Source organism: Paraclostridium dentum (assembly GCF_048568265.1).
Lineage (GTDB): Bacteria > Bacillota > Clostridia > Peptostreptococcales > Peptostreptococcaceae > Paraclostridium > Paraclostridium dentum.
The window spans coordinates 135,521-149,815 of the sequence record NZ_CP183813.1; the positions used below are offsets into that span (position 1 = coordinate 135,521).

Here is a 14,295-nt window from a genome sequence, read left to right on the forward strand (position 1 = left end):
GCTCAAAATGTACACAATGGGATTAGATATAGGGTCAACTGCATCTAAAGGACTTATTTTAAAAGATGGAAAAGAAATAGTAGCTTACTCTACAATATCTTCAGGAACTGGAACTAGCGGGCCTGCTAGAGTTCTTGAAGATTTGTATAAAAAGCTTAATATAAAAGGTTCTGATATTCAAAATACTGTAGTAACTGGTTATGGGCGTATGAAATACGCTGAAACTCATAAACAAATAAGTGAATTAAGTTGTCATACTAAGGGTGTAAAATTTTTAGTACCTACAGCTAGAACAGTAATAGATATCGGCGGGCAAGATGCTAAAGCACTTAAGTTAGATAATAACGGAGTTATGTTAAACTTCCTAATGAACGATAAATGTGCAGCAGGTACTGGTAGATTTTTAGATGTTATGGCAAAAATCGTTGAAGTGGATGTATCTGATCTTGGAGATATATCAATGAGATCTCAAAATGAAGTATCCATAAGTAATACATGCACAGTTTTTGCAGAATCAGAAGTTATATCACATTTATCAAATGATATAGCTATAGAGGATATAGTTGCAGGAATACATACTTCAGTTGCTAAAAGGGTTGCCAGTTTGGTAAAGCGACTTGGAGTTAAAGAGGATGTAGTTATGGTTGGAGGAGTTGCTAAAAATTCAGGCGTCGTTAAAGCTATGGAAAGAGAGTTAGGGACTAATATAATAGTTCCTGAGATACCTCAACTTACAGGTGCCTTAGGAGCAGCTATATATGCCTACAATGAAACAAAAAAATAATAGTAAAGAGGGATGAAAATGTCTGAAAAAAAAGATGCTAAAACAGTAATAAATGAGCTCTTAGCTCAACAGTATGCAAATGCTTTTAAAGCTAAAGAAGAAGGTAGACCTGTTGGTTGGTCAACTTCAGTATTTCCTCAAGAATTAGCAGAGGTATTTGATTTAAATTTATGTTATCCAGAAAATCAAGCAGCAGGAGTAGCTGCAAAAAAAGAATCATTAGATTTATGCGAAAGATCAGAAGCTCAAGGGTATTCTATAGATTTATGTGCTTATGCTAGAACAAATTTTGGGTTTTTAGAAAAAGGAAAAAGTGATACTTTAGATATGCCAAAGCCAGACTTTTTACTATGTTGCAACAATATATGTAACCAAGTAATAAAATGGTATGAAAATATATCAAAAGAGTTAAATATACCTATGATAATGATAGATTTACCTTTCAATGATGAAGATCATGTTACAGATGAAAGGGTTGAATATATAAAAGCTCAATTCCAAGAAGCTATAAAACAACTTGAAAAAATATCAGGCAAAAAATTTGATCCTAAAAAGTTTGAAGATGTAATGAAGACATCTGCTGAGAACGGTAGACTTTGGAAATACTCAATGAGTTTACCTGAAGGTTCAAATCCATCTCCAATGAATGGATTTGATTTATTCACTTACATGGCAGTAATAGTTTGTGCAAGAGGTAAAAAGGAAACTACAGAAGCATTTAAACTTTTAATAGATGAATTAGAAGAAAATAAAAGAAATAAAGTCTCTACATTTAGAGGAGAAGAAAAATATAGAATAATGATGGAAGGAATTCCTTGTTGGCCTTATATAGGATATAAAATGAAAACACTAGCTAAATATGGAGTTAATATGACAGGTAGTGTTTACCCACATGCATGGGCTCTTCAATATGAAGTTAATGATTTAGGTGGAATGGCAAGAGCTTACAGTGGAATGTTCAATAATGTTAACTTAGATCAAATGACAGAGTTTAGAGTTAACTCATTAAGAGATGGTAAATGTGATGGAGCTTTCTATCATATGAATAGAAGCTGTAAGCTTATGAGTTTAATTCAGTATGAAATGCAAAGAAAAACTGAAGAAATTACAGGAATACCATCAGCTGGTTTTGATGGAGACCAAGCAGATCCTAGAGGATTTACTAAGGCTCAATTTGAAACTAGAATACAAGGTCTAGTTGAAGTTATGGATGAGAGAAAAAATCTTAACAGAGGTGAAATATAATGGAAGCTATGTTAGCAAGAATGCAAGAGGTAATTGATAATCCAAATGAGGTTATCAAAAAATTTAAAAAAGATACTGGAAATAAAGCTATAGGATGTTTCCCAGTTTACTGTCCAGAAGAAATAATCCATGCAGCAGGAATGTTTCCTGTAGGTATATGGGGTGGACATACTGAATTAGATCTAGCAAAACAGTATTTTCCAGCATTTGCATGTTCAATAATGCAATCATCTCTAGAATATGGACTTAAAGGAGCTTACAATGAACTTTCAGCTGTTATAATACCTGGAATGTGTGATACATTAATATGTTTAGGTCAAAACTGGAAGGTAGCAGTTCCACAAGTACCTTATATAGCTTTAGTTTATCCACAAAATAGAAAACTAGACTCAGGGGTAACATACTTAGTTAATGAATTTAAACATGTAAAAAAAGAATTAGAAAAAATATGTGGTCATGAAATAACAGAAGAAAAATTACATGAAAGTATAGAAGTTTACAATGAACATAGAAGAGTAATGCAAGAGTTTGTAGCGTTAGCTCCTAAGTATTCAAAAACAATAAAACCTTCAGTTAGAAACTTAGTTATAAAAAGTGGATTCTTTATGAGAAAAGAGGAACATACTGATTTAGTTAAAAACCTTATATCTAAACTAAATAAAATGCAAGTTGAAGAATGTACAGGAAGCAAAGTTGTACTTACTGGTATATCACTGGACTCAAAAGATATCTTAGAGATATTAGAAGAAAATAATATAACAGTTGTTGCAGATGATTTAGCTCAAGAATCTAGACAATTTAGAACTTTAGTTCCAGATGGAAAAGATGCTTTAGAAAGATTAGCAAGACAATGGTCAAATGTAGAAGGATGTTCATTAGCTTATGATCCAGATAAAAAACGTGGTTCTATGATAGCTGATGAAGTAAAAGCTAAAGGAGCAGATGGGGTAGTATTCTGTATGATGAAATTCTGTGATCCAGAGGAATATGATTATCCAGTAGTTAAAAAGGATATAGAATCAAGCGATATTCCTACTTTATATATAGAAGTAGATCAACAAACATCAAACAATGAGCAAGTAAGAACTCGTGTGCAAGCCTTCTCTGAGATGCTTAGCTTCGCCTAAAATTTATATTTGTAACAAGCGAAATCTTTATATTTAATAAACTAAATATTGATTCTAGAAATTATTTATAAGGATTTCGTTTTTAATAATATCTCATATCAAAAATTTTAGAATATAAAATGGAGGAGAATATGTTATTTAATAAAGAGAAAGAACTTTTAAGAAAAGCAGTAAGAGACTTCGTAAGTAGAGAATTGGCAACTTTACCAGAAGAAATTGATAAAACTGGGGAAATGCCAAGAGAATTGTTAGACAAAATGGCTAAAACAAAATATACAAGCGTTACTGTACCTGAAGAATATGGGGGAGCAGGTTCAGATTACGTATCATATGCAATAATAATGGAAGAACTTAGTAGAAGATGTGCATCAACTGGAACTTATGCAACTGCAGCATCATCTCTAGTATCATTACCGATACTTAACTATGGAACTGAAGAACAAAAACAAAAATATTTAAGAGGTATCGCATCAGGTGAAATGATAGGAGCGTTTGGTCTTACAGAACCAGGAGCAGGATCTGATGCTTCAGCACAACAAACAACAGCAGAACTTGATGGAGATTATTATATATTAAATGGAAGAAAAACATTTATAACTAATGCTCCTATATGTGATGTTGCTATAGTAATTGCAGTTACAGATAGATCAAAAGGTCTAAAAGGAACATCTGCATTTATAGTAGAAAGTAAATGGGAAGGATTCTCTCACGGAGCTCATGAAGATAAAATGGGTATAAGAGGAACTCAAACTTCAGACCTAATATTTGAAAATGTAAAAGTGCCAAAAGAAAACTTATTAGGAAAAGAAGGTATAGGATTTAAAATAGCTATGAATACTCTTGATGCTGGTAGAATAGGTGTTGCAGCTCAAGCATTAGGTATTGCACAAGGTGCACTTGATGAAGCTATAAAATATACAAAAGAAAGAGTACAGTTTGGGAAAACACTTTCTAAATTCCAAAATACTCAATTTACTTTAGCTGATATGGAAACAAAAGTAAATGCAGCTAGATGGTTAGTTTACGATGCAGCTGAAAAGAAAGATGCAGGAGTAAATATGACTAAAGAATCTGCTATGGCTAAATATTATGCAGCTGAAATAGCAAATGAAGTTGCTTATAAAGCATTACAATTACATGGTGGATATGGATTTATAAAAGACTATCCAATCGAAAGAATATATAGAGATGCTAGAATAATGTCTATATATGAAGGTACATCAGAAGTTCAAAAAATGGTAATATCTTCAAGCATTTTAAAATAAATTAAACCTTTAAAAATATTTTATACTAGTTAAATGGAGGTAAAGACTTTGAAAATATTAGTTTGCGTTAAACAAGTTCCAGATACTAATGAAGTTAGAATAAATAAAGAGACAGGAACTCTTATAAGAGATGGTGTTCCAAGTATATTAAATCCTGATGATGCAAATGCATTAGAGCAGGCATTAAGATTAAAAGATGAACATGAAGGATCAAAAGTAACAGTAATAACTATGGGACCTCCTCAAGCAGACTTTATGCTTAGAGAGTGTTTAGCTATGGGTGCTGATGAAGCAATCCTTCTTAGTGATAGAGCGTTTGGAGGAGCTGATACTTGGGCAACTTCAAATACAATAGCAGCAGGAATCAAAAAGGTAGGCGATTATGATATAGTATTTGCTGGAAGACAGGCTATAGATGGGGATACAGCTCAAGTTGGACCACAAATTGCTGAAAAACTTGATATACCACAAGTTACATATGTGCAAGATTTCTCTATAGATGGAGATACAGTAACTGTACAAAGACAATTAGAGGATGGATACGAAGTAATTAAAGTAAAAAAACCTGTTCTTTTAACAGCTGTTAAAGAACTTAATGAACCAAGACATATGTCTGTTGATAAAATAGTAAAAGCATTTAAAACAGAAGTAAAAGTTTGGACTATAGACGATTTAGATGTAAATAGAGAAGAAGTAGGACTTAAAGCATCACCAACAAAAGTATTTAAATCATTTACACCAGATCCAAGAGGTAAAGGGGAAATACTTAAAGGTAATCCAGAAGATATTGTGAATACGGTACTAGTAGGACTAAAACAAAAGCACATTATATAAGTTGGAGGTTAAGATGAATACAAATATAAATGAAAATATAAAAGATTTTAGCTCATATAAAAATGTTTGGGTGTTTGCAGAGCAAAGAGATGGTGAAATAACACCAGTTGTAATAGAATTACTTGGAGAAGGTAGAAAATTAGCTGATGAAATAGGTGTTAACCTTTGTGCAATATTATTAGGTAAAAATGTAGATTCTATGGCTAAAGAATTAGTTGCTTATGGAGCAGATACAGTTTATACTGCAGATGATGAATTGTTAGAAAAATTCACAACTGATGCTTACACAAAAGTTATAACTGATGCAATAAATGAATTTAAACCAGAAATAGTACTTTATGGAGCTACACATATAGGAAGAGACTTAGCTCCAAGAATAGCTTCAAGAGTAAGTACTGGTCTTACTGCAGATTGTACAAAACTTGAAATAGATCCAGATGATAAAAAGTTAAAACAAACTCGTCCAGCGTTTGGTGGTAATATAATGGCTACAATTATATGCCCTAACACTAGACCTCAAATGTCTACAGTTAGACCTGGAGTTATGGAAAAAGCAGAGAAAAATGATTCTAGAGATGGAAAAATAGTTCCTATATCATTTAACTTAAGCAAAGATGATATAAGAGTAGAAGTTATAAAAACTGTTAAGACTAAAAAAGATTTAGTATCTTTAACAGATGCAAATATAATAGTATCTGGAGGACTTGGAATGGGAAGTCCTGAAGGATTTGAAATGTTAAAACAATTAGCTGATAAATTAGGTGGAGTAGTAGGAGCATCACGTGCAGCTGTTGACGCTGGATGGATAGACCACTCTCATCAAGTTGGTCAAACAGGAACTACTGTTAAACCTAACCTTTATATAGCTTGTGGGATATCTGGAGCTATACAACATTTAGCAGGTATGCAAAACTCTGATTTTATTATAGCTATAAATAAAAATGAAACAGCTCCAATACTTGATATAGCAGATTATGGTATAGTAGGAGATGTTAAAGAGATAGTTCCATTACTTACAGAAAAACTTGATAGTGTAGATGATTTAATCGAACTAGTTAATGCGTAGATTTTATAAAATTAATCTAGTCGTAAAAACTTATATATTATAGTAAACCTAACCAAAATAATCCTTGTGTATAATGTGATTTAATATTATATACAAGGATTATTTAATTTAGCGTCTAAGTATATAATTAGGGCTAAATTTAATTAGTACCAATTACATAAAAATATAAAAAAACATATTAAATTAGACAAAATGACAAATTTAATAAAAAAATAACAATAATTTTATAATTAATGGATTGTAGATGATATAATGTTCTTAGGTAGGAAAATGGTTTTTTATATTTAATAGGGGTGTAATTTACTAAATAAGGAAGGGCTGAATAGAGTGTATAATGATTTTAGGGGCTTTATTAATCACTTAGAAAATCCAGCAATTTTATGCAGTGAAACTGGGGAAATACTAGATTTTAATGCACAAATGAAAAAGATTTTTAATTTTGTTGATGTGGACAAGCCATCAAATATATCTGTTTTGGATAGTACATTTAATGAAAATGACTATTTTTCAAACAATAGAAAAAAAATACAGCTTAGAGATTTAAATATGTTCGTAGATGTTTATTCGATTAGAGATTATAAAAATGAATTACAGTATATTTATTTATTTGAAAAGTCTATGATAACAGATAAGGTTGTAGAAGACATAATTGAACATATAGATGAAGTTGTAGTTATATTTAATAAAGATGGTGTTATTGAAAAGATGAACAGCTTATGTGATGAAATATTACCATTTAAAAGAAAAGAAGTTCTTGGGAGAAAAATTGACAAACTAGTTTATATGGGATTGGTAGAAGAACCGATAATACTAAATATGCTAGGAGTTAAGAAAAAAACTTATAAAAATATAGTTTATCCTGGAGGTAAAGTTATAGCATACACAGCAGTTCCTATATGGGATAACAAGGGAGAAGTAAAAGGGGGAGTGTTAACTGGTAGAGATATTTCTAGAGTTATAAACTTAGATTCTCCTCACGCCAAAGATTGTACAACAGCCACTAACTCGGAATATATAAGTAAAAGTGAAGTTATGGATAATATAAAAAACGTAGTAAAGAGAGCAGCAGCATCTGATTCTTCCATTTTTATAACTGGAGAGTCTGGTGTAGGAAAAGAAATTATAGCTAGAAAAATATGTAAGTATAGTCATAGAAGGGATAAACCATTTATAGCAATTAACTGTGGTGCAATTCCTAATGAGCTCCTAGAATCAGAGTTTTTCGGATATGAAGAAGGTTCTTTTACTGGAGCTAAAAAGTCTGGGAAAAAAGGTCTTTTTGAGCAAGCAAATGGAGGTACTATATTTTTAGATGAAATAGGCGAATTGCCACTTCAAATGCAAAAAAAATTACTTAGAGTTATACAAGAAAATACGATTACTAGAGTTGGAGGAACTAAACCGATAAAAATTGATGTAAGGTATGTAAGTGCTACTAATATTTCAAATGAGGATTTACATGATAATTTGAAGTTTAGACAGGATTTATATTATAGACTTAGTGTTATCCCTATAAAAATACCTCCATTAAGGGAAAGAAAAGAAGACATAATGCCTTTAGTTGAATATTTCTTAGATTTATATAACACTAAATATAATAGAGAAATAAGCATTTCTCCTAAGGTTATGGAATTGTTAAATAATCATTCATGGCCTGGAAACATAAGGGAACTGAAAAATATTATCGAAAGATTTGTTGTTTTATCAGTTAAAAATACGATAGGAGAAGATGAGTTTAACATGCTAATAAATTTAGATGATTTGTCTAAGGAAAATGACTTGAAATCTCCAATAGTTGTAAATGGTATTGTAAATTTAAATGAAGCATATAAAATAGTAGATCAAATAATTATACCTAGAGCAATAGATAAGTATGGTTCTATTACACAAGCATCAAAACAAATAGGGATAGATTCTTCTACTATACATAGAAAAATAAAAAGTGGATATTTAAAATTATAAAAAATAATTATAGTAGTTGCGAAGCCTAAATGATTCTGCTATCATTATGGTATAAGTACATATGACTCAAAGAGGCCATGAAGGTTTTAAAACTTTCATGGTTTTTTTTGTTTTATTAGTACAAAAAAACTCTATATAAAATAGATAGACTTTAACACTATCTATTCCCTTTTATAAGATGCTATATAGCATCTTTTTCTTTTTTTAAAAAACTTGTTTCTAAATCATTATTGTAAATAGAGTTTGCAAAACTCTTACAAAAATATGATAGGAAAGTAGGGTCTTTAAATGCTACATCTTTTATAATTGACACAGGTATTCCTATGAAAATACATTCATCTAAAGCTCTTAAACTATATTCAAATTTATTTTGTGTAAACATTTCTAATGAGCCAATAATATTTAAATTATTTATAGAAGATTTAAGTATATTATTAGTATCAAAAGAATTTTCTAGTTTAATAGCAGTTCCCTCTACAAGAAAATATAAGTAATTTGGAGTTGTATTTTTAAGAACTATAAGTTCGTTTGTATTAAAACAATGAAGTTCCATATGAGAGTTCAAATTTACATCAAACATATTATTTATTTTATAATTTTCAATATAATATCTTAAACTATCGTCATGATGAAGTTTAAGCATAAAACCACCCCTTAAAAAATATTATCATATTAAAAGTATTAACTTATATTTGAAAATATAAACTATAATATATAAATAAAAAATAGGTCCATTATTCAAATTTATAATTTGGAAATTATATACATTAAAAGCTTGTAATTTCTTAAGAATTAAAAATTAAAAACTGGACAATATATTATTAAATAAATACACAAAACACCTCAGTGATGGCATTCTAATATATAGTGTATTTATATAAAATAGATTAAGTCCTTTAATTATTTAATAATTAAAGGACTTTTATTTTTAAGATAAAATATAATTAACTATTAGATATGGGAGGAGATGTTTTATGAAATTATTAGTTACAAATAAATATGAGGATAATGAAATAAGTAAATTAGTAAATTTAGGATATGAAGTGATATATATGAAGGAATCTAAGGCTGAAGTAAATAATGAAAATAAAGATATTGAAGTGCTAGTAGGTTACAATCCATTTAACACACTTGATATATCGAAACTAGAAAATTTGAAACTAATTCAATTAAGTAGTGTTGGAATAGATCAAATACCAAAAGATGAAATTATAAAAAATAATATTACGGTATGTAATAACAAAGGAAATTATAGTATTCCTATGGCTGAATATATAGTTATGTATATTTTAAATGTATATAAAAATACAAAACAAATGTATGAAAATCAAGCACAAAAGAAGTGGAAATTAGATATAAACTTAGAAGAACTAACTGATAAAAAAGTAATGTTTATAGGAACTGGTACAATTGCAAAAAATGCTGCTGATAGGCTGAGAGCATTTGGAGTATATGTTTATGGAGTTAATACAGATGGTAGAGACGTTGTAGGATTTGATGAATGTATATCTATAGGAAATATAAACGAAGGGTTAAAAAAATGTGATGTAGTAGTTATTACATTGCCATCAACAAAAGAAACTATAGGAATGATTAATGATGAAAAATTAAAAACTATGAAAAATGGATCAGTGATTATAAATGTTGGTAGAGGAAACATAATAAATGAAAATGATTTAATCAATAATATAAGTAAGTTTAACGGTGTTTGTTTAGATGTATTTGAAAGTGAACCATTAAATAAAGAAAATAAACTTTGGGAATTTGAAAATGTAACTATAACCCCTCATAATTCATGGATATCTGATAAAAATAGAAGTAGAACATTTAATACTATATATGAAAATTTAAAGAATTACATAAACAATAAAGAGCTTAAAAATGTTGTAAATATTCAAAAAGGATATTAATAGTTTAGTTGTAATTTTAAGAAGAAAATTATGGTATACTAAGATAGTATTGCATTGAAATTAGTACGATTTACATAGATTTTAAAAGAGGTGATTTATATGGACATAAAAACTAGAATGGATGAATTGATAGATCAAATAAACTATCATAGCAATAAATATTATAATGATGATGCTCCTGAGATATCAGATTATGAATATGATAATTTAATGAAAGAACTTATAAAAATTGAAGAAGAAAATCCTCAAATAAAAAGAGCTGATTCGCCAAGTAGTAGGGTAGGAGGTAAGCCTTTAGATAAATTTACGCAAATAACACATAAAATACCTATGCTTAGTTTATCAAATGCTTACTCAGATAAGGATTTAAAAGATTTTGATAAAAGAGTAAGAGAATTAGCTGATGATAGTGTTGAATACGTAGTTGAATTCAAAATAGATGGATTATCAGTTGGGTTAACATATAAAAATGGAGTTTTTGAAAAGGGAGCAACAAGAGGTAATGGAGTAGTTGGAGAAGATATAACAGAAAACTTAAGAACAGTAAAGACTATACCTTTAAAAATTAATGACACAGAAGAAGTTGTAGTAAGAGGAGAAGTATATATATCTAAGCAAAATTTCGAAAAAATAAATGAATTACAAGAAGAACAAGGTCTTCAATTATTTGCTAATCCTAGAAACTTAGCGGCAGGAACTTTAAGACAGTTAGATTCTAAGTTAACAGCTAAAAGACCTTTAGATATATTTATATTTAACCTAGAGTATATTGAAAATACAAATTTAAAAAGTCATAGTGAATCATTGGAATATCTTAAAAACTTAGGATTCAAGGTTAGTACAGATTACAAAGTTTGTTCAAATATAGAGGGAGTTATAGAACATATTGAATATTGGACAGAAAATAGATCAAAACTACCATTTGAAATAGATGGAATGGTAATTAAAGTTAATGATTTACAACAAAGAGAGGTTATGGGTTATACAGCTAAAAGTCCAAGATGGGCAATTGCATATAAATTCCCTGCAGAGCAAAAGAAAACGAAGCTTATAGATATTATAGTTGAAGTTGGTAGAACAGGAACTATAACGCCTACAGCTATACTTGAACCAGTTAGATTAGCTGGAACAACAGTTTCTCGTGCAACTTTACATAATGAAGATTATATAAATGAAAAAGACATAAAAATTGGAGATACAGTTTTAGTTCAAAAAGCTGGAGATATAATACCACAAGTGGTTCAAGTTGTTAAAGATGATAGAGATGGAAATGAAATAGAATTTAAATTCCCTGATAAATGCCCTGTATGTTCAGAACCTACTGTTAGATTAGAGGGAGAAGCTGCAGTTAAGTGCATAAATATTAGTTGTCCAGCTCAAATTAGAAGAGGAATAATACACTTTGCTTCAAGAGATGCAATGAATATAGAAGGACTAGGAGAATCTATAGTTGGATTATTACTTGATAACAATATAATTAAAGATATAGCTGATCTTTATTACATAAAAAAAGAAGATGTAATAAACTTAGAAAGAATGGGCGAAAAATCAGCTGAAAATTTAATTAAAGCAATAGAAAAATCTAAACAAAATGAGTTATATAGATTAATAAATGGATTAGGTATTAAATATATAGGAGTTAAAGGTGCAAAAGTTTTAGCTAAGAATTTTGATAGTTTAGATGAAATAATAAATGCAGACGCAGTTCAGTTAACTAATCTTGAAGAATTTGGAGATATAATGGCAAACAGTGTTGTTGAGTTCTTTAAAGAAGAAAAAAATATGACGGTTATAAATAAATTAAAAGAGGCTGGAGTTAATACAGAATCTATAAAAAACAAAGATGAATCCATAGTTAATATTTTTGAAGGAATGAAAATTGTATTAACAGGTACTTTACCTACTTTAAAAAGAAATGATGCAAAAGAAATGATTGAGGCAAGAGGAGGAAAAGCAACTTCTAGTGTAAGTAAATCTACAACATTTGTTTTAGCTGGAGAAGAGGCAGGATCAAAGCTTACAAAGGCTAATGAATTAGGAGTCAAAGTTATTGATGAAGCTAAGTTTTTAGATATATTAAACTTAAGCTCAAAAGAAGAAGTTCAAGAAGTTATTAAGTAAAAATATTGGGGAAATTATATTAATAAATAACTACTATTTAGGGTTAAATAATGCTAATATATTATAGTATATACAATATTTGAGTTACAGTTCGGGTAAGTTAATTAGTCTGAATTTGCTTTAAAAAATGTTTGAAAGAGGTAATATAAATGACGAGAATTGATGGTAGAAAAAATGATGAAATAAGACCAGTTAAAATAACTAGAAACTTTACTAGATATGCAGAGGGATCTGTATTAATTGAAATGGGAGAAACTAAAGTTATCTGTACAGCTTCTATAGAAGATAAAGTACCTCCTTTCTTAAGAAATTCAGGAACTGGATGGATAAATGCAGAGTATTCTATGTTACCAAGATCTACACACCAAAGAAAAATAAGAGAGTCATCAAGAGGTAAAGTTGATGGAAGAACTCAAGAAATACAAAGATTAATAGGAAGAGCTATAAGATCAGTTATTGATTTATCTAAAATAGGAGAGAGAACTATATGGGTAGATTGTGATGTAATTCAAGCTGATGGAGGAACTAGAACAGCATCTATAACAGGAGCTTTTGTAGCAGTAGCAGAAGCTTTATATTCTTTATATGAAAATAAACAAATAAAAACTTTACCTATAAGAAACTTTGTATCAGCTATAAGTGTAGGTATAGTTAATGGAGAACATGTTTTAGATTTATGCTATGAAGAAGATTCAAATGCACATGTTGATATGAATGTTATAATGACAGACAAAGGTGAATTTGTAGAGGTTCAAGGAACAGGAGAAGAATCTCCATTTACTAGAAAAGATTTAAATGCATTGCTTGAATTAGGAGAAAAAGGAAATAAAGAGCTTATTAAAGTTCAAAGAAAAGCATTAGGAAAAATAGCAAGTGAAGTTCTTGGAGAAGAAATTCCAGATGAGGTTGTTATAGCTACAAATAATGCTCATAAATTAGAAGAAATTTCAGCGATACTAAATGATTTTGATTGTAAAATATATTCTCTTAAAGATGTGGATTTAGCAGGAATAGAAATAGTAGAAGATGGTCATACATTTGAGCACAATGCTCTTATAAAAGCTAGAACTATAGCTAAAGCTACAAATATGGTAGCAGTTGCAGATGATTCTGGTCTTGAAGTAGATGCTTTAGGTAAAAAGCCAGGGGTTTACTCAGCTAGATATGCAGGAGAAAATGCAACTGATGAGCAAAATAGAGAAAAACTTGTAAAAGCTATGAAAAATGTACCTATGAGCCAAAGAACAGGAAGATTTGTATCAGCTATAGCTGTAGTATTCCCAAGTGGAAAAGAGTTTGTAGTAAGAGGAACTTGTGAAGGAACTATAGCATTTGAAGAAAAAGGTGAAAATGGATTTGGATATGATCCATTATTTATAGTGAATCAATATAATAAGACATTTGGAGAATTACCTAGTTCAATAAAAAATTCAATAAGTCATAGAGCAAATTCTTTAAAACTTATGAAAGATGAATTTAATAAAAGGGTAGTGAAGTAATGAAAATTGGGGTAATAAGTGACACTCATAGAATGAATAGGTTTATAGATAAAGCTATTCCATATTTAAAAGAATGTGACTTAATTATACATGCAGGAGATAATTTTATAGATTCAAAATATATTCATAAGATGACTGGAGTTTCAATGATGGCAGTTAGAGGGAACTGCGATTTTGAGAATACAGAAGATGAATTAGAGTTTGAGATAGAAAATAAAAATATATTTGTTTGTCATGGGGATAAGTATGGCGTTAAATATGGACTTGAACAATTACATGAAAAAGCTAAAAATATATGTGCAGATATTGTTATATTTGGGCATACGCATACACCAGTAATAAAAGAAAAAAATAACATACTATATATAAATCCAGGTAGCATATCATTACCAAGAGGAGTAAATTATAGAAGTTTTGTTATATTAGAAATATCTAGTGATAATGTGAGTATTGATGAGATAAGGGTATAAAATAATTTAGGG

At 29.5% G+C, this 14,295-nt stretch carries 12 protein-coding genes; 11 read left to right on the top strand and 1 reads right to left on the bottom strand.

Going from position 1 to position 14,295, the window contains the following annotated elements; genetic code table 11:
• Positions 1 to 7 precede the first annotated feature (7 nt).
• The 7 genes from ACN6I1_RS00615 to ACN6I1_RS00645 all read left to right on the top strand — a co-directional run bounded on the left by ACN6I1_RS00615 (position 8) and on the right by ACN6I1_RS00645 (position 8,283).
• Complete coding sequence (locus ACN6I1_RS00615; RefSeq protein WP_021430301.1) at positions 8 to 784, top strand: acyl-CoA dehydratase activase; 777 nt, start codon at positions 8 to 10, stop codon at positions 782 to 784.
• Positions 785 to 802: 18 nt separating this feature from the next.
• The gene (gene hadB / locus ACN6I1_RS00620; protein ID WP_419742386.1) at positions 803 to 2,029 is read left to right on the top strand and encodes a (R)-2-hydroxyisocaproyl-CoA dehydratase subunit HadB; all 1,227 of its coding nucleotides are present in this window, start codon (positions 803 to 805) and stop codon (positions 2,027 to 2,029) included.
• Positions 2,029 to 3,156 (top strand): 2-hydroxyacyl-CoA dehydratase subunit D, encoded by a 1,128-nt coding sequence (locus ACN6I1_RS00625; RefSeq protein WP_021434149.1) that lies wholly within the window; start codon positions 2,029 to 2,031, stop codon positions 3,154 to 3,156. The genes hadB and ACN6I1_RS00625 overlap by 1 nt, the downstream gene beginning before the upstream one ends.
• 131 nt (positions 3,157 to 3,287) lie before the next feature.
• Complete coding sequence (acdB, locus tag ACN6I1_RS00630) at positions 3,288 to 4,421, top strand: putative isocaproyl-CoA dehydrogenase AcdB (RefSeq protein WP_021430248.1); 1,134 nt, start codon at positions 3,288 to 3,290, stop codon at positions 4,419 to 4,421.
• A gap of 48 nt (positions 4,422 to 4,469) precedes the next feature.
• On the top strand, positions 4,470 to 5,255 hold the full coding sequence (gene etfB, locus ACN6I1_RS00635; RefSeq protein ID WP_021430126.1) for an electron transfer flavoprotein subunit beta: 786 nt from the start codon (positions 4,470 to 4,472) through the stop codon (positions 5,253 to 5,255).
• Between the two features lie 13 nt (positions 5,256 to 5,268).
• A complete protein-coding gene (locus ACN6I1_RS00640) occupies positions 5,269 to 6,321 on the top strand; it encodes an electron transfer flavoprotein subunit alpha/FixB family protein (RefSeq protein ID WP_142730847.1) in 1,053 nt (350 codons plus the stop codon).
• A gap of 327 nt (positions 6,322 to 6,648) precedes the next feature.
• Positions 6,649 to 8,283: a sigma-54 interaction domain-containing protein gene (locus ACN6I1_RS00645; RefSeq protein WP_021430149.1), complete on the top strand. Its 1,635-nt coding sequence runs from the start codon at positions 6,649 to 6,651 to the stop codon at positions 8,281 to 8,283.
• 181 nt (positions 8,284 to 8,464) lie between these two features.
• Here ACN6I1_RS00645 and ACN6I1_RS00650 read toward each other — a convergent pair whose 3' ends face one another.
• Complete coding sequence (locus ACN6I1_RS00650) at positions 8,465 to 8,926, bottom strand: cyclic nucleotide-binding domain-containing protein (RefSeq protein ID WP_419742387.1); 462 nt, start codon at positions 8,924 to 8,926, stop codon at positions 8,465 to 8,467.
• A 331-nt stretch (positions 8,927 to 9,257) separates the two neighbouring features.
• Here ACN6I1_RS00650 and ACN6I1_RS00655 point away from each other — a divergent pair, with 331 nt between their 5' ends.
• From ACN6I1_RS00655 to ACN6I1_RS00670, 4 genes are all read left to right on the top strand, one after another.
• Positions 9,258 to 10,193, top strand: a complete 936-nt coding sequence (locus tag ACN6I1_RS00655; RefSeq protein WP_419742388.1) for a phosphoglycerate dehydrogenase — start codon at positions 9,258 to 9,260, stop codon at positions 10,191 to 10,193.
• A gap of 99 nt (positions 10,194 to 10,292) precedes the next feature.
• Complete coding sequence (gene ligA, locus ACN6I1_RS00660) at positions 10,293 to 12,314, top strand: NAD-dependent DNA ligase LigA (protein WP_150841568.1); 2,022 nt, start codon at positions 10,293 to 10,295, stop codon at positions 12,312 to 12,314.
• Between the two features lie 149 nt (positions 12,315 to 12,463).
• Positions 12,464 to 13,813, top strand: a complete 1,350-nt coding sequence (gene rph / locus ACN6I1_RS00665) for a ribonuclease PH (protein WP_142730851.1) — start codon at positions 12,464 to 12,466, stop codon at positions 13,811 to 13,813.
• Positions 13,813 to 14,283 carry a metallophosphoesterase gene (locus tag ACN6I1_RS00670; RefSeq protein ID WP_419742389.1) on the top strand — a complete coding sequence of 157 codons (471 nt, stop codon included), beginning with the start codon at positions 13,813 to 13,815 and terminating at the stop codon, positions 14,281 to 14,283. Before rph ends, ACN6I1_RS00670 begins: the two co-directional genes overlap by 1 nt.
• The last annotated feature ends 12 nt before the right edge of the window (positions 14,284 to 14,295 follow it).